We start from the raw sequence: 16,203 nt of genomic DNA on the forward strand, positions 1-16,203 counted from the left end.
GGCCGGACCCGGCTATCCGGGTCCGGCCGCTGCCGTGGGCGTCGTACTGGTCCGCTGAATCAGCTGCTGGCTGCCCAGCCGCAACCCCACGGTGAGAGCCCGCGCTGGGCGTAGACGCGGTTGGCGATATCGATCTGCTGGGCCTTGGTGGCCAGGCTGGCATTCGGGGCATACGCGCCGCCGCCTGCTCCGATCCAGGTGCGGATGTCGAACTGGAGGCCGCCGTAGTAGCCGTTGCCGCTGTTGATGCTCCAGTTTCCGCTGGATTCACACTGGGCGATCTTGTCCCACATGGCTTCGTTCATCATGGCCGGCGCTGCGGCGCCGGTGTTGGCGGCTGCTGCCGCGGGCGCCGCTTCGACGGCGGGCTTGACCTTGGTGCCCACGGTGACCTTTTCGGTAACCGGCTGCACCGCGACGTTCTCGGACACGAGGGTGCGAGACGCTTCCCGGCCGTCAACGAGCACCAGCTTGAAGGTGCGCTCAATCTTTCCGGCCGCCCCGGCCTGGGTCACCTGCTTGTCACCCTTGAGCATGTCGGCGCTTTCGGCGGTGACGGTCTCGAAGGGCACGTCTTCGCTGGAAACGGCGGTCTTGCTGGTGTCCACCCGGGAGACCTTGATGACCATGTTGTTCACCACGTTGGCGTTGGCCGGCTGGGAGGAGCGGTCGTTGGCGCCCAGGGTGACACCGGAATCCTCCAGGACCTTGCCTACGGTTGCGGCGGTGGTGGTGGCGGTGTTCACCTTGCCATCGGCCACGATGCTGACGGTCTTGGGCGTGGAGATGGAGACATAGGAGCCGGCCAGCGCAAGCGTGGCATCCTTGGGCACCGAGACGGCCGAGGCGCTGGCGACGCCAAGTTCGCTGACGAGGTCTTCGACGTCCTGGGCGGTGGTGTTGACGGTCTTTTCGGCCCCGTCAAGGCTGACCTTGACCTCTTTGGCCTGGTTGACGTTGATGACGGTGCCGTTTTGCACGGAAGCGTCCAAGGACGGGGATACACGGTCGCCGGGCTTCAGGTCCAGGTTGGCACTCTTGACCACCTGCGCCACTGTTCCACCAAAGGACTGCACGGACGAAGCTTTGCCGTCCACGTTGAGCGTGATTGTTTTGTTATTGCCCACGAAAGCCACGAGGCCTGCGACGAGACCGCAGAGCACCAGAAGTTGGGCGCCAACCTTGATATAGCTGAACTTGCCGTCCGTTGTGAAGAACTTGATCACGATTGCCCGTAACTCTAGGTCCATCCGGGCACGGGGAATCGCGCAAGGGAATGCCCGGAACAACCTCAAATAGACCGTCCGGGCATCGATGCACCGCCACACTCCACGCAGCGGCGTGGCCGGAAACTGACGTGCCCGGAGCGGCTGCGAATGGAGCGAAATTACCCGTTGGCCTTCCCCGACCCCGGCTAATAGTTGTCCACTGTAACCGTAGCGTTATAAAGCGACCAACATTTTTGCATACCAGGTATTGCCATCGATCACGAAACGGGGTGGGATTTCAGGTCCAGGATCCGTATGCCCGCACGGTATTTTCACTGATGGCGTTGCACAGTCCGGCGAGGTCGGAGCCTGTCAATTCTGCCATGGCCCGGACCGTGTAAGGGACCATGTAGCTGGCATTCGGCCTCCCCCGGTGCGGATGCGGCGTCAGGAACGGCGCATCCGTTTCGACCATGATGAGTTGGCGGTCGGCGACGGCCAGCGCGGCGCGAAGATTCGCGGCGTTCTTGAAGGTCAAGGTACCGGCGAAGGACATCCACCAGCCCTGTTCGTTGCAGGTCCTGGCAAGGTCTTCGTCGCCGGAGAAGCAGTGGAATACCACCCTGTCCGGGGCGCCTTCCTCCCGCAGCACCCGCACCACGTCGTCGTGCGCGTCCCGGTCGTGGATCTGGAGGGTGAGGTCCAGGCGCTTGGCGATGTCGATGTGGCGCCGGAACGAATGCTCCTGGTGGCGCAGTCCCTCACCTTCCGTGCGGTAGAAGTCCAATCCTGTCTCGCCGATCGCGCGGACCCGCGGATGCGCCGCGAGGCGTTCGATCTCGGCGAGGGCTGCCTCCAGTTCGCCCCTGGCGGCATAGTGCGGAGCATCATTGGGGTGGAGCGCCACGGCGCCCAGGAGACGGTGGTCCTGGTCCACGGCTTCCACTGTGAACCGCGACGATGCCAGGTCGCAGCCCACCTGGACCGCTCCCTGGACCCCCACCGCCGCTGCGGCGTCAAGCGCGGCCTTGATTCCCACCGGCGCCGTTCCATCAGGGAAGTCCAGGTGGGTGTGGTTGTCCATGACCGGTACAGGCAGGGGTTCAGGCGCTGGCGGATATTGCTTGCGGGGCGGAGCTTCCGGGTCGAAGGGGCCTGTGTCAGGGGCCCGGTAGGCGGCGGGAGTCAGCGGGTTGCACATCCAACCAGCCTAGCCGCCGAAAGCGGTGGCATATTTGCCGGAACTCTCTGTCAGGCACGGCAGTTGTGTTAGTAGTCTGGAACGAACACACGCGCACGCCCACCGACGGGCGAAGGCAGGGTTGCTGTCCCGTCCAGGTGAACCCGGGCTGAAAGGTTGCCGATGGAACCCCACCGACGCACTGCCAACAATGGGAGCGCACCGAACCTCAACCTGGCCGGCGTCACGGATGCCGTCAGCCGGCTGAACGGGCACCGGCCCGCCGCCATGGACCCGGAGTCGTTCCATGCCGCGGCCCAACGCATCCTCACCACCGTCAACACGGTGATCGATGGCAAATCGGAGGCCGCCAAGCTGGCGCTGACTGTCCTGCTCGCACAGGGCCACCTGCTGGTGGAGGACGTGCCCGGCGTCGGAAAAACCCTCCTGGCCAAGACGCTTGCCCGGACCATCGACTGCACCGTCAACCGCATCCAGTTCACCCCGGACCTGCTGCCCTCGGACGTGACCGGGGTGTCCATCTACAACCAGGCCTCCCGGCTCTTTGAATTTCGGCCCGGCGCCGTGTTCGCGAACATCGTGATCGGCGATGAAATCAACCGGGCCTCCGCCAAGACGCAGTCCGCCCTGCTGGAGTGCATGGAGGAGCACCAGGTGACGGTGGACGGCAACACCTACAAGCTTGATGAACCCTTCATGGTGGTGGCCACCCAGAACCCCATCGAGATGGAAGGGACGTACCCCCTCCCGGAAGCCCAGCGGGACCGCTTCATGGCCCGGATCTCCATGGGCTATCCGGACAAAGAGGCCGAGATCGAAATGCTTGAGACCCACCAGGCGGTATCGCCGCTGGCAACCGTCAGCCCGGTTGTGACGGCATCCGATGTGGCAGCCATGACCACCACCGTCCAGCAGGTCTACGTGTCCGAAGCCGTGAAGGAATACACGGTGTCACTGGGCCGCGCCACCCGGGAAAGTCCCCTGCTCCGGCTGGGGGCGAGCCCCCGTTCCATGCTGCAGCTGCTGCGCGCGGCCAAGGCTATTGCCGCACTGGACGGACGGGATTTCGTCCTGCCGGACGACGTCGCCGGCGTCGCCGAGGCCGTGCTGGCCCACCGGATCATCGTCGACCGGAAGGCTGCCGGGGCGGGCGAAAACCCGCACAGCGTCCTGCACGGAATCCTCTCGCGCCTGCCCGTTCCGCAAGCGCCCCCGGGGCAGGCAACGCGGCCGGCGGCGGCTGCCGGCGGCAGGAACCGCTAGGGGCGGACCATGGCGTTCGTGGACAAGCTTCCCCGGCACCTGTTCACCAGGCGCGGCTGGGGCATGCTCGCCGCGGGAACGTTCGCACTGGCCGCTGCGCAGGTCATGGGGCGCCGTGACCTGTTGACACTGGCGCTGCTGCTCCTGGTGCTGCCGTTGGTGTCCCTGGCCGGGATCCGGCTGGTGAAACCGAAGTTCCGGGTGTACCGCGAGTTCAATCCTTCGCCCGTGGAAACGTCCGCGCCGGCCATCGTCCACCTCGCGGTGGGCAGGACCGGCCCGGGAACGGGCCAGGTGACCATGGAGGAGCGGCTGCCTCCGCACTTCGGCCAGGCGCCGGCTTTCCGGTTTCCCTCCCGTTCCGCAGCGGGCGGCACCAGCCGCTACGAATACCACTTGACGTCGGGCTACCGCGGCCTGTTCCGGATCGGGCCGGTCACGGCCGAGTTCACCGACCCGTTCGGACTGTCGCTGCACCGCCAGGCCATCGACGACGGCGATGTCCTCACCGTGACGCCGGCCGCCGTCGTGCTGCCTCCCACGGCACTGGACGGAGCGCGGGGCAACGACGGCGTCACCGCCACCCGCACCCGCGCCAATCCGAGCGATGACGATGTCATGACCCGCGAATACCGGCACGGGGACCCCATGCGCCGGGTCCACTGGGCCGCGACGGCGAGGCACGGGGAACTGATGGTCCGCCAGGAGGAATCCGTCACCACGCCGGAAGCCACCATCATCCTGGACCATCGTTCCGGTGCGTTCGGCGGCGCCTCCGGGTCGACGATGCCCGGGCTGCCGGGGCGAAACGGGCATGGACCGGCCACCAGCGACACCTTTGAATGGTCGGTCGTCGCCGCCATGTCCGTCAGCGCCCACCTGGCGGAACGCAACTACAGCCTCCGCGTCCTCGATGCCGGCGGCAATCCGGCCTTCCTGCATTCACCGTCATCCCCGGAACCTGCGGCCGAAGAGTTCAGTGGCACCTCCGGCCTGCAGTCCATAGCCGAGAGCCTCGCCGCGATCCACCTGTCCGGGCCATCCCACCCACGCCGGGACAGTGCGGCCCGGGACGCCCAGGACCGGAACAGGCGGCACCGGCCCGTCAGCGGAGGGAGGCCTCCGGGTGCGGACCAGGAGCCGCCCGCCTTCGACGACCACCTGATGGATAAACTGACCGCACACCGGATGCGCGGACCGTTGATCGCAGTGCTGGGAAGGATCAGTGCCGAGGAGGCGACGGCGCTGGCACCGGCCGCAGCATACGGCACCAACGCGTTCGCCCTCCTGGCGGTGGACAAGCCGGCCGACTTCCACGGCGTGCTGGAAGTGCTGCGGCAGAACGGCTGGCGCGCTGCCGCCGTGACGCCGCGTGCCGCGCTCGCGGCAGCTTGGGGGCAGTTCGACGAGGACCCTGCCGTGCCCGTGGCACCGGCGTCGGAGGTCCGACGCGGAGCAGGAGTAGCCACATGACAATGGCACCGGCCCGGCCTTCGGGCACCGGGCATGAAGCCCACAACCAGCCCGCACCGCCTGGCGGCCGTGCGCAGGCCGGCGCTTATCCGTGGGCGATGGCGGTGGCGATTTCAGTGGCTGTCTGCGGGGCGGCACTGTCGCTGAACGGCGTCCTCCGGGGCTGGAACTGGTTCTGGCCCGTCCTGACCACCGTGCTGGCGGTCAGCGTGTCCCTGGCGGCCCTGCGTTCGGTCCGCGCCCAGCCCCTGCTGGTCACCGCAGGCGGATTCATCTCCCTGGCCGCCGTCCTCACGCTGACGTTCTTCCGCAGTTCAAGTTTCCTGTGGGTTATTCCGACCGGCGCCACGCTCCCCGACCTTGACCGGTTGATGCGGCGGGCCAGCGAGACCGTCCTGTCGGAGACGGCGCCGGTGGCTCCCAACGCCGGGATCGTCATGGTGGTCTGCGCGGTGCTTGGCCTGGCCGTCATCCTGGTCGATGCCCTGGCCGTGCCCCTCCGCATGCCAGCCGCCTCGGGGGTTGGCTTGCTGGCATTGCTGGTGGTTCCGGCCATGATCAAGCCCCAGAGCGTGGGCGTGTGGAGCTTCGCTGCCACCGCGGCCGGCTACCTGGTTATCCTGGCCTGCAGCCAGCGGTTTGCCCCGGACGGCCGGCTGGCGTCCGGCGCGCCCCGCAGCCCCGGCCTGGCAAGGAGGGCAGCGCTGACCGGGGCGGCGGCCATGGTGGCCACCCTGCTGCTGCCGCTGGCGATTCCCGGATTCGACCAAGGCACGTTCCCGCAAGGGTCCAGGCTCAACCCGTGGGGCGGCGCCGCCGGCCTGAACCCGATGATCACGCTGGGCAGCAGCCTCCGCGCACCGGACGGCAGCGGACGGATCACCTACGCCACGAATTCCCCCACCCCGCTCTACCTGCGTTCTGTCACCGTGGACAATTTCGATGGAGACTCGTGGGGTCCGGATGACCGCACCGCGTCCCGGGTCCCGCTGGACGGCCGGATAGATCCCGGTTATGCAGTCCTCGCAGACGAGCAGGTGCGTCTGGTGACCGCCGTCGAAACCGGTTCCTTCACCAGCCCTTACCTGCCGGTCCCGTACGCGCCCGAAACCATCCGGGGCCTCGGCGGCGAGTGGTCGTGGGACCCTGCCACCCTGAGCATCAAAGGCACCGACACAACCACCCGCCGCCAGGAGTACGTCGTGACGTCGACCGAGCCAAAGCTCTCGGCCGCGCTCCTTGCCCAGGCGTCCGGACCCGTCCGGGGGATCCCTGACGACTTCAGCAGGATTCCGGGCAATGTCCCGGACATCGTCAAGGCCACCGCCAACACGGTGGCCGGCGCCGCGGGGACGCCGTACCAGAAAGCGATGGCCATCCAGAGGTACCTGCGCTCATCCGAGTTCACATATTCCCTCCAGTCACCGGTCCAGGGCGGCTATGACGGAAACGGCCTCTCTGTCCTGGCGGATTTCCTGCAGCAAAAGAGCGGATACTGCATCCACTACGCCTCCGCCATGGCGGTGATGGCGCGGTTGGAGGGAATCCCCAGCAGGATCGCCGTGGGATATGCCCCGGGCAGGTTGACCGGGGCGACCATAACCGTGGCCGGGCAAGGTGCACTCCCGGAATACGAGGCTGACGCACGCGACGCCCACGCGTGGCCCGAGCTGTACTTCCAGGGCCTGGGCTGGGTGCCGTTCGAACCCACGCCGTCGCGGGGCGTGGTCCCTGACTACGCCACCGACGCGCCGGCGCTCGCCGTCCCGGATACCCTGGGCAACAACGACGGACTCGTCCCTAACGCCGCCCCGGCCCCCTCCGCCTCCCCGAGCGCCACGGCCCTGCCGGGCCCCGGGGGCACGGGCAGCGGCGAGGGCGATTCGGCCCGCGTGATGCCGTTGCTCGTCGGCGCTGCAGCGGTGCTGGGCGCGTTGCTCCTGGCGGCTGCACCGCACCTGGTCCGTTCCGGTACCAAGGAGCGCCGGTTGAACCCGCGGTCCCTGGACCAGGCCGTTCCGCTGGCGTGGAACGAGCTGACGGACCTTGGCACCGATTACGGCGTGCCGGCCGCACCCAGCGAGACTCCCAGGGCGTATGCGGCCAGGTTCCGGCAAACGCTGCTGGGCGAACCCGACGGCTTGGACCGTGAAGCGCACCAGGCCGTGGCGCTGCTGACGTCGGCCTTCGAGCACCACCGGTACGGCCGCCCGGACAGCGGTTCGCCGCCAAACGGCCAGCGGGTGCATCCGGCGGGCCAGGACATCCAGGCCGGGGTCGCCGCCTTGGAGGACTCCTTGCGGCAGAACTCAACCCTGCCCCGCCGCCTGCGGGCGGCATGGCTTCCGCCGTCGGTCGTCCACCGCCTGGGCCTGCTGCTGGGCCTGCCGTTCCGGTCAGCCGGCAGCGGCATCCGGAGGGTCTTCCACGCGGCAATCCATTCCCGAAACAGCCGTGCCGCCAAAACGTCCGGGGCGCCGGCGGCGGGGCGTCCGGGGGCAACGGTGGACGACGGCGTTCGCGGGAGGGTCAGGGGCTGAACGCAAAAGTGCCGGCCGGGAAGAATCCCGGCCGGCACGTGCGGGCATGGAACCGCCGAAGCTATCCCGCGTAGGGGTCGGCGATGCCGATGTACTGGGTGTAGAGGTATTCCTCAATGCCTTCGAGTCCGCCTTCACGGCCCAGGCCGGACTGCTTGACGCCGCCGAACGGTGCCGCGGCGTTGGAGATGACGCCGGCGTTCAGGCCGAGCATGCCGGTCTCGAGCCGCTCACCCATCCGGAGGCCACGGTTCAGGTCCTTCGTGAAGACGTACGCCACCAGCCCGTATTCGGTGTTGTTGGCCAGCCGCACGGCTTCGTCCTCGGTGGAGAAGGTGATGATCGGGGCGACGGGCCCGAAGATTTCCTCCGAGAGGATACGGGTGCCTTCGGAGACGCCGGAGAGGATGGTGGGCTGGTAGAAGTAGCCCGGGCCCTCGACCGGTGCGCCGCCCAGGACCGCCTTCGCACCGGAGGCGACGGCGTCGGAAACCAGTTCGTGGACCTTGTCCCGGCTCTTGGCGTCGATCAGCGGACCCACCTTGGACTCGGGTTCGGTGCCGCGGGCGGTGGTCATGTCCTTCATTTTCGCCGCGAACTTCTCCGCGAATTCGGCGGCCACGGATTCGTGCACGATGAACCGGTTGGCGGCGGTGCAGGCCTCACCCATGTTGCGCAGCTTCGCCAGCATTGCACCGGTCACGGCCGCGTCCAGGTCGGCGTCCTCGAAGACCAGGAAGGGGGCGTTGCCACCCAGTTCCATGGAGGTGCGCAGCACAGTTCCGGAGGCTTCGGAAAGCAGGCGGCGGCCCACCTCGGTGGAGCCGGTGAAGGAGAGCTTGCGCAGCCGGGAGTCCTTGATCAGCGGCCCGGTGGTTTGTCCGGCCGTGGAGGTGGGGATGAGGTTCAGGACCCCGGCCGGCAGGCCGGCCTCCTGCATGACGGCGGCGAACAGCTGGGATGTCAGCGGCGTCAGGTTGGCGGACTTCAGCACCATGGTGCAGCCTGCGGCAACGGCCGGGGCGATCTTGCGGGTGGCCATGGCCAGCGGGAAGTTCCACGGCGTGATCAGCAGGCACGGGCCCACCGGCTTCTTGGTCACCAGCAGCCGGGACTTGCCGTCCGGGGAGACCGAGTACCGGCCGAATGCCCGGACGGCTTCCTCGGAGAACCAGCGCAGGAACTCGGCACCGTAGGTGACTTCGCCGCGGGCCTCCGCCAGCGGCTTGCCCATTTCCAGGGTCATCAGCAGCGCAAAGTCCTCGGCCCGTTCGGTGACCAGCTCGAAGGCGCGGCGGAGGATTTCACCGCGTTCACGCGGGGGCACCTTGGCCCACGATTCCTGGGCCGCAGCGGCAGCGTCCAGGGCCGCAGCGGCATCCTCGGCGCCGGCGTCGGCAATGCTGAGCAGCACCTTCCCGGTGGCGGGATCCTCGACGTCGAACGTCTTGCCCGAAACGGCGTCGCGCCACTCACCGTTGATGAGCAGCCCGGTGGGAACGGAGGCCAAAAGCCGGGTTTCGCGCTCGGCGGTAACGGCCGGCTGTGCAGTGACAGTCACGATGACTCCCTCGTCAGTAGGGTTTCTGGCAGCCCTGCGCCGCGGCCGGAGTGACCGGGATCATTGGGCTGATTAACAGCCAGACTACTGCGGGCCCCTCCCCCGGTCTACGCCGTTGCGCACTGCCAAATCGGCCTGGCGCTGTGCACCTGCACAGACGCGGAAGGGTTCCCGGGGCCGTCCTTACCGGGCGGCGAGGACCGCCGCGTAGAGCTCTCGCTTGCTGACCCGGAAGTCCTCGGCAACGGCGGCCACGGCTTCCTTCAGCCGGATGCCCTGGGCCACCAGCTCGTTGACGGCGGCTACATGATCCTCCGGTTTACCGGCCGCCTGTTCCGGAGCACCGCCGAGGACCACCGCAATCTCGCCGCGGACCTCGTTGCCTTCGGCCCACTGGAGGAGTTCACCGATGGTTCCGCGGATCACTTCCTCGTACGTCTTGGTCAGTTCACGGCACACGGCGATGGGCCGGTCCGGACCGAACCGCTCGCGCAGCGCCCGGAGCATGGCTTCGAGGCGGTGCGGGGCTTCGAAGAACACCATGGTGCGGCGCTCCGCGGCGAGGTCGGCCAGGCGCGACGCCCGTTCGCCTGCCTTGCGCGGGAGGAACCCTTCGAAGCAAAACCTGTCCGTGGGCAGGCCGGACAGCGCCAGTGCCGTAAGGACCGCGGAGGGACCAGGGACGGCGGTAACCGGAAGACCGGCCGCGATGGCGCCCTCCACCAGCCGGAAGCCGGGGTCCGAGACGGCCGGCATGCCTGCGTCGGTCACCATGACCAGCGTGCTGCCCGCCCGCACCTGGTCAAGGAGCTCTGCCGTCCTGGTCGCCTCGTTGTGTTCGTGATAGCTGATGACCCGGCCGGCCACTGTCACGCCGAGGCTTTGGACCAGGCGGTGCAGGCGGCGGGTGTCTTCCGCCGCCACGATGTCGGCGGTACCCAGCAGTTCCACGAGCCGGGCAGAGGCATCACCGGTATTCCCGATCGGGGTGGCGGCAAGGACAATCCGCCCCGTCGTCGACGGGCCTGGATCAGGAAGGGGGCTGGGGTTCGGGTCCACCCGTCAAGCCTACTGCCGCAGGGTCTTCCAGCCGCAAAAGGTAGCATGGGGCTCGTGACGCAGACCTCGACGCGGCCGGCCGGCGCCGGTGAACCCACCCCGCCGCCATCCCCGGCCAGAGCCGCGACAACGACCGCGGATCCCAAGGAACAGGCCCATCGATGGGTCAGCCGGCCGGATGAGGCGTTCACCGTCCAAGCCCTGACGGCACGGCTCCTGGGCACGCACGCTTCCTGGCGCGACCATCCGGCGTCCCTGCGACTGTGGTTCATCCTGGTTCCGGCCCTGACGGCGCTTATCGGCGGGGTCCTCCGGTTCGTACGGCTCGAGGTGCCGCACAAGCTGGTCTTCGACGAGACCTACTACGTCAAGGACGCGTACTCCTACCTGGTCAGCGGCTACGAGCGCAGCTGGCCGGACAAAGCCAACGACTCGTTCATTGCCGGCAATCCGGACGTCCTGCTGAACACCCCCGAATACGTCGTCCACCCGCCGGTGGGAAAATGGATGATCGCGGCAGGGATGTGGCTCTTCGGGCCGGAGAATCCGTTCGGCTGGCGCTTCGCCGCGGCGCTCACGGGAACCCTTACGGTACTGCTGGTCTCGCTGATCGCCTTGAAACTGTTCCGTTCGCTTCCGCTGGCGGGTGCAGCAGGGCTGCTCCTCGCCGTCGACGGCCACCACCTGGTCATGTCCCGCACATCGCTGCTGGACATCTTCCTGGCGTTCTGGATCCTTGCAGCATTCGGAGCCCTGCTCATGGACCGGGACGACGGCCGCCGCCGGCTCGCGGCACGGCTGGCTCGGACTGCTGCCGCGTACGGCGGGCAGCCGCCGGGCCGGGCCCTGCTGGCAGGGCCATGGCTTGGCGTCCGCTGGTGGCGGATCGTCGCCGGGATCTGCCTGGGCCTGGCAGTGGGCACCAAGTGGTCCGGCCTCTTCTTCCTCGCCGGGTTCGGCATCCTCACGGTGCTGTGGGACCTCAACGCGCGTCGGGTCGCGGGCATTCGGGGCTGGATCAGTGGCGGTCTCATCCGGGACGGCATTCCGGCCTTCGGCGGCCTGGTACCCGTGGCCGGCATCGTCTACTCGGCCACGTGGACGGGTTGGTTCCGGTCAGACAACGCCTACTTCCGCCACTGGGCCGAGAGCAACCCCTCCACCGAGTGGGGTTGGCTCCCCGACTCCGTCAGGTCCCTCATCCACTACCACCTGGAAGCCTACAAGTTCCATCAGGGCCTGAGCTCCGAGCACCCGTACCAGTCAAGTCCCTGGAGCTGGCTGGTGATGGGACGGCCGACGTCGTTCTTCTATGAATCCCCGCCCCAGGGCACCCCGGGCTGCGCCGTGGAAAAGTGCACCTCCGCCATCCTGTCCGTGGGAAACCCCCTGATCTGGTGGGCGGCGGCCATCTCGCTGGTGGTCCTGCTTTTCTGGTGGGCGGGCCGCCGGGACTGGCGCGCGGGCGCAGTGCTGGCGGGCGTGGCCGCAGGATACCTGCCGTGGTTCATGTACCCCGAGCGCACCATGTTCTACTTCTACGCGGTGTCCTTTGAGCCGTTCCTGATCCTTGCCCTGGTGTATTGCCTGGGCCTGGTGCTGGGCCGCCCCACGGACCCGCCCTGGCGGCGGCGCTCCGGCCTGTACCTGGTGGCGCTGTACCTTGCCGCTGCCGTCCTGCTGTCGGCGTTCTTCTACCCGATCTGGACGGCCGAAGTCATCCCCTACGTGGACTGGAAAGTCCGGATGTGGATGCCGTCCTGGATCTAGGGCAGGATGGCAACAGAGACCTGATAGAGCCGCCGCCGCGGCGTGGCAGCGGAAACGGAGACCTGCTGTGAGAGAAGCGAGCACGGAACTGTTGGTTGAGCTTGATGCCAACAGCAACGTGACTGACCTGCTGCTGGAGCAGCATGCCGCCAACCCCGCCCACGCCCTGTACCGGCGCAAGGGCCCGAACGGCTGGGTGGACATTTCGGCGCAGAAGTTCCTCCAGGACGTCAGCGCCCTGGCCAAGGGCCTCATCGCCGGCGGCCTTGAACCAGGTGACACGGTGGCGGTGATGTCCCGCACCTCCTATGAGTGGACGCTGGTGGACTTCGCCATCTGGTTCGCCGGCGGCGTCACCGTGCCGATCTACGAAACGTCATCCGCGAGCCAGGTGGAGTGGATCATCCAGGACGCGGGGGTCCGTCGCGTGTTCGCCGGCGACCGCGCGACGGTACAGCTCGTGGCCGGCGTCCTGGCAGGCTCCGCCGCGCTCAGGGACCGCCTGGTCAACGTGGTGCGGATGGATTACGACGGCGAGGCCCCGGACCTCGCCAGCCTGGCCGCTGCCGGGGCCGGCGTCAGCGACGCCGAGCTGGAACGGCAGCGCAGCCGCGCCGGCCTGGCCGACCTCGCGTCCCTGGTGTACACGTCGGGCACCACCGGCAAGCCCAAGGGATGCGAGATCACGCACGGAAACTTCGCGCTGGTGGCCAAGAACATCGTTGCGTTCCTGCCGGAGATCCTGCAAAGGGGCCAGCCTCGCACACTGATGTTCCTTCCGTTGGCCCATGTGCTGGCCCGGGCCGTGCAGGTGGTGTGCCTTACCGCCGGAGCGACCCTGGGGCACACCCCGGGCGCGGCGCAGCTGTTGGAGGATCTGGGTTCGTTCCGGCCAACGTTCCTTTTGGTGGTGCCGCGGATCTTCGAGAAGGTCCGGGCAACGGCTGCCCACAAGGCCGCGGTGGCGGGCAAGGGCCGGCTGTTCGAGGCGGCCTCGGCGGCAGCCATCGAATACTCCAGGGAACAGGACCGGCAGGACCGGGGCGACGGACCAGGCCCTGGCCTGCTCAACCGCGTGCGGCACGGACTGTTCGACCGGCTGGTCTATCCCCGGTTGAGGCAGGCGCTCGGCGGCCAGGTGGGATACACCGTGTCCGGAGCCAGTCCCCTCGCTTTGGAGGATGCGCACTTTTTCCGGGGCGTGGGCATTCCCGTCCTGGAAGGTTACGGGCTGACCGAAACCACGGCACCGTGCACGGCCAACACGCCGACCCGCACCAAGGTGGGAACGGTGGGGATCCCCATTCCGGGCACCACCATCCGGGTGGCTGAGGACGGAGAGATCCTGGTCAAGGGTATTGGCGTGTTCCGCGGTTATCACGCAAACCCCGCCGCGAACGCCGAGGCGTTCGTGGATGGTTTCTTCCGGACCGGAGACCTTGGTGTGCTGGACAAAGACGGTTTCCTCACCGTCACCGGCCGGAAGAAGGATCTGCTGGTCACCGCGGGCGGCAAGAACGTGGCGCCCGGGCCGTTGGAAGAGAAGATCCGGACCCATCAGCTGGTGGGACATGCGGTGCTGGTGGGAGACGGAAAGCCGTTCGTTTCCGCGTTGCTCACCCTTGACCCGGAAGGCGTGGCCAACTGGCGGGAGGAGCGTGGCCTCCCACCGCTCCCCCTCAGCGAGGCCACCAGCGATCCCCAGGTCCTTGCCGCCGTCCAGGAAGCGGTGGACCTGGCCAACCAGCTGGTGTCCAAAGCCGAGTCGGTGCGCACTTTTACGCTGCTCAACACCGAATTCAGCGTGGAGTCCGGGCACCTGACGCCGTCACTGAAACTGAAGCGGGCCGCCGTGGTCCAGGATTACCAGGCGGAGATCGCCAAGATCTACGGCTGATCCGCCGGCGCCGGCTCCGCGGCGGTGTCCGCGTCCTCCCGGACAATACCGCGACGGCGGCGGGTGGGCCAGGTCAGCACCAGCGTGATGATGGATGCCAGGAGCACCATGCCGCCGATGCCGATACCCGCATCAATCCAGAACTGGCTCGGGAACAACCGGATCAGGGTGTCGTCCAGGCTGAAGGTCCAGGACCCGTCGGCAAAGAAGATCCGGTGGAATTCGGTAAAGAACTGCTGCCAGCCCAAGGCCGCCAGCGTACCCAGGCCCAGGATCAGCACCAGGGTGATGATCGAACCGGCGAAGAGGGCGCGCCGGACTCCGCCGCTGCTGCGCCTGCGCAGGTACACGATGGCGATCAGGGCGAGGATGAGCAGCGCGGTGCCGGCGCCGAAGGTGGAGAGGATGACCACCTTGACGTCAGCCATGTGGCTGACCTCGCCGTCCTTGAAGAGCTTTTCGCCGCCGCGCTGCACCAGGTCTCCCAGGTACCGCGGGCCGGCCCAGTTACTCAGGTAGTCAACGGCGTGGGAGCCGTAGGTCATCCTGTCGTCAGTGCTGAAACCGTATCCGTCGCCGGGGAAGCCGGGACGGTTGTATTCCACCCACAGGAAGAGCGGGCTGGTCACGGCCCGGACGGCCAGGATGAGGAGGATGAAGGGGTAGATAATGGCCAGCAGGACCTGCATGACGCGGGGGGCCACCGGTTTGGCGTTCGCGGCGCTTTCGCGCTGGGCGTTGCGGCGCTCCACCTCTTCCTCAGGCGGCCGGACGTGCAGGGCGGAGGTGGGCAGCGGCTCCTTGAAGACCTGGCCGGAGGTTCCGCCCGGCTCATCGACGGAGGTCCCGGCAGCGGCCTGCGTGGCTCCGCTGGCCGGAGATCCGGTGCCGGAGGAGCCGACGGCGGATTCCGCCGCCCGGCGGCCCGACCTGCTGTCAGCCTGCGGTGCTTTGGTTTCCTGCACAGTTTCTTCGCGGCCGGACTTCTTGCCGCCGGCAGGTGTCAGCCAGGAAAACGCGGGCTCGTCGGAATCCCCGGAGGTGTCCAGGATCGGTTCCGGCTGCGGCGCTTCGCTTTTGGCGCGGGCCGGTGTTTCGTCGTTCACAGCAGCGTCACTTCCGTCAGGTTCCGCACCGGTCCAAGTCTGCCGGCGCGATTCATTCTGCCCTCGAGCCTACCGTCCGGAACTTCTGCTGGGCGAGGAACCACCCCGGCTGGATTACAACGATTCAGGCAGCGATTTCCGTGTACCCGGCGTCTTCGCTGCGGAGGTCCCCGCGCTCCCCAGCCAGAAAGGCCCGCCGGCCCCACACCAGGACGTAGCTCCAGTACGCCGCAAGGACCGCCGCGCCGATGCCGATCCTGGCCCAGGCCGGCAGCGGGCTGGGCGTCACGAAACCTTCCACGAGGCCCGAGACGAACAGCACCAGGACCAACCCCAGGGCCACCGTCACCAGCGACCTGCCCTCTTCCGCCACGGCGCGGCTCCTGGTCCTCGGGCCCGGTGAAACCACTGCCCAAAAGATCCGCAGGCCGGCGGCAGCGGCGACGAAGACGGCGGTAAGCTCCATCAGGCCGTGCGGCAGGATGTAGCTGAAGAAGACGTCGGATTTACCGGCCGATGCGAAGATCCCGGCCGCGATACCCACGCCCTGGGCGTTGTTGAACAGGATCATCGGCACCCAGACACCGGTAATTCCGAGTGCCACCGCCTGGGCGCAGATCCAGGCGTTGTTGGTCCACACGGCACCGGCGAAAGATGCCGCCGGATTTTCCGAGTAGTAGTTGATGAAGTCCTGGTCGACATACTGCGCAGCGGCGGATTCGGATGCCACCGCACGGAGGGCGTCCGGGGACGTCCCGATCCACGCCGCGTAGGCGGCAGCGACAAGGACGAACACTGCCCCGCAGGCCACAGTGAGCCACCTCAGGCGGTACAGCGCGGCCGGCAGGGCCGCCACGAAGAACCGTGCAAGGTCTGCCATCGCGTTGGACCGCGCACCAGTGAAACGGGTCCTGGCCAAGGCGAGCGTAGCGGAGAGGGAGCCGGACAATGCACTCTCGGGCGCAATGGAACGGACCAGTGACAGGTGCCCGGACGCGGACTGGTAGAGGGCCAGCAGTTCATCGGCCTCGGCACCCGTGAGCCTGCGTTTGGCAGCGAGCTCCTTCAGCCGCGACCACTTGTCCGCGTTGACGGCGGAGAAGGCGTCCATATCCACGGCTACAG

At 67.8% G+C, this 16,203-nt stretch carries 11 protein-coding genes; 5 read left to right on the forward strand and 6 right to left on the reverse strand.

Going from position 1 to position 16,203, the window contains the following annotated elements; genetic code table 11:
- Nucleotides 1–59: 59 nt before the first annotated feature.
- On the reverse strand, nucleotides 60–1,226 hold the full coding sequence (locus ACFVVC_RS21235; RefSeq protein WP_387458029.1) for a transglycosylase family protein: 1,167 nt from the start codon (nucleotides 1,224–1,226) through the stop codon (nucleotides 60–62).
- Between the two features lie 280 nt (nucleotides 1,227–1,506).
- Nucleotides 1,507–2,409: a TatD family hydrolase gene (locus ACFVVC_RS21240; protein WP_387458031.1), complete on the reverse strand. Its 903-nt coding sequence runs from the start codon at nucleotides 2,407–2,409 to the stop codon at nucleotides 1,507–1,509.
- A gap of 162 nt (nucleotides 2,410–2,571) precedes the next feature.
- On the opposite strand from ACFVVC_RS21240, the gene ACFVVC_RS21245 reads away from it, so the two are divergent.
- The 3 genes from ACFVVC_RS21245 to ACFVVC_RS21255 are packed head-to-tail and all read left to right on the forward strand — an operon-like array spanning nucleotide 2,572 to nucleotide 7,685.
- A complete protein-coding gene (locus ACFVVC_RS21245; protein ID WP_387458034.1) occupies nucleotides 2,572–3,672 on the forward strand; it encodes an AAA family ATPase in 1,101 nt (366 codons plus the stop codon).
- Between the two features lie 9 nt (nucleotides 3,673–3,681).
- Complete coding sequence (locus tag ACFVVC_RS21250; protein ID WP_387458037.1) at nucleotides 3,682–5,145, forward strand: DUF58 domain-containing protein; 1,464 nt, start codon at nucleotides 3,682–3,684, stop codon at nucleotides 5,143–5,145.
- Nucleotides 5,142–7,685: a DUF3488 and DUF4129 domain-containing transglutaminase family protein gene (locus tag ACFVVC_RS21255; protein ID WP_387458040.1), complete on the forward strand. Its 2,544-nt coding sequence runs from the start codon at nucleotides 5,142–5,144 to the stop codon at nucleotides 7,683–7,685. The genes ACFVVC_RS21250 and ACFVVC_RS21255 overlap by 4 nt, the downstream gene beginning before the upstream one ends.
- Nucleotides 7,686–7,746: 61 nt before the next feature.
- Here the strand turns inward: ACFVVC_RS21255 and ACFVVC_RS21260 are convergent, their stop codons facing one another.
- Both ACFVVC_RS21260 and rsmI read right to left on the reverse strand, forming a co-directional pair.
- Nucleotides 7,747–9,246, reverse strand: coding sequence for an NAD-dependent succinate-semialdehyde dehydrogenase (locus ACFVVC_RS21260; RefSeq protein ID WP_387458043.1), 1,500 nt, complete (start codon nucleotides 9,244–9,246; stop codon nucleotides 7,747–7,749).
- Between the two features lie 183 nt (nucleotides 9,247–9,429).
- Nucleotides 9,430–10,305, reverse strand: coding sequence for a 16S rRNA (cytidine(1402)-2'-O)-methyltransferase (gene rsmI, locus ACFVVC_RS21265; RefSeq protein WP_387458046.1), 876 nt, complete (start codon nucleotides 10,303–10,305; stop codon nucleotides 9,430–9,432).
- Nucleotides 10,306–10,350: 45 nt separating this feature from the next.
- On the opposite strand from rsmI, the gene ACFVVC_RS21270 reads away from it, so the two are divergent.
- Complete coding sequence (locus tag ACFVVC_RS21270; protein WP_387458049.1) at nucleotides 10,351–12,075, forward strand: dolichyl-phosphate-mannose--protein mannosyltransferase; 1,725 nt, start codon at nucleotides 10,351–10,353, stop codon at nucleotides 12,073–12,075.
- A 67-nt stretch (nucleotides 12,076–12,142) separates the two neighbouring features.
- Nucleotides 12,143–13,972 (forward strand): AMP-dependent synthetase/ligase, encoded by a 1,830-nt coding sequence (locus ACFVVC_RS21275; RefSeq protein WP_387458052.1) that lies wholly within the window; start codon nucleotides 12,143–12,145, stop codon nucleotides 13,970–13,972.
- Here ACFVVC_RS21275 and ACFVVC_RS21280 read toward each other — a convergent pair.
- Nucleotides 13,963–15,078, reverse strand: a complete 1,116-nt coding sequence (locus tag ACFVVC_RS21280; protein WP_387458055.1) for a TIGR01906 family membrane protein — start codon at nucleotides 15,076–15,078, stop codon at nucleotides 13,963–13,965. The genes ACFVVC_RS21275 and ACFVVC_RS21280 overlap by 10 nt on opposite strands.
- Before the next feature lie 124 nt (nucleotides 15,079–15,202).
- Nucleotides 15,203–16,195 (reverse strand): stage II sporulation protein M, encoded by a 993-nt coding sequence (locus ACFVVC_RS21285; protein ID WP_387458057.1) that lies wholly within the window; start codon nucleotides 16,193–16,195, stop codon nucleotides 15,203–15,205.
- Nucleotides 16,196–16,203: the final 8 nt, after the last annotated feature.

Source organism: Pseudarthrobacter sp. NPDC058196 (assembly GCF_042882685.1).
Taxonomy (GTDB): domain Bacteria; phylum Actinomycetota; class Actinomycetes; order Actinomycetales; family Micrococcaceae; genus Arthrobacter.

Coding starts and splice junctions, on each gene's coding strand:
- ACFVVC_RS21240 (WP_387458031.1), bottom strand. CDS start 2,409: ATGTGCAACCCGCTGACTCCCGCCGCCTACCGGGCCCCTGACACAGGC.
- ACFVVC_RS21245 (WP_387458034.1), top strand. CDS start 2,572: ATGGAACCCCACCGACGCACTGCCAACAATGGGAGCGCACCGAACCTC.
- ACFVVC_RS21250 (WP_387458037.1), top strand. CDS start 3,682: ATGGCGTTCGTGGACAAGCTTCCCCGGCACCTGTTCACCAGGCGCGGC.
- ACFVVC_RS21255 (WP_387458040.1), top strand. CDS start 5,142: ATGACAATGGCACCGGCCCGGCCTTCGGGCACCGGGCATGAAGCCCAC.
- ACFVVC_RS21270 (WP_387458049.1), top strand. CDS start 10,351: ATGGGGCTCGTGACGCAGACCTCGACGCGGCCGGCCGGCGCCGGTGAA.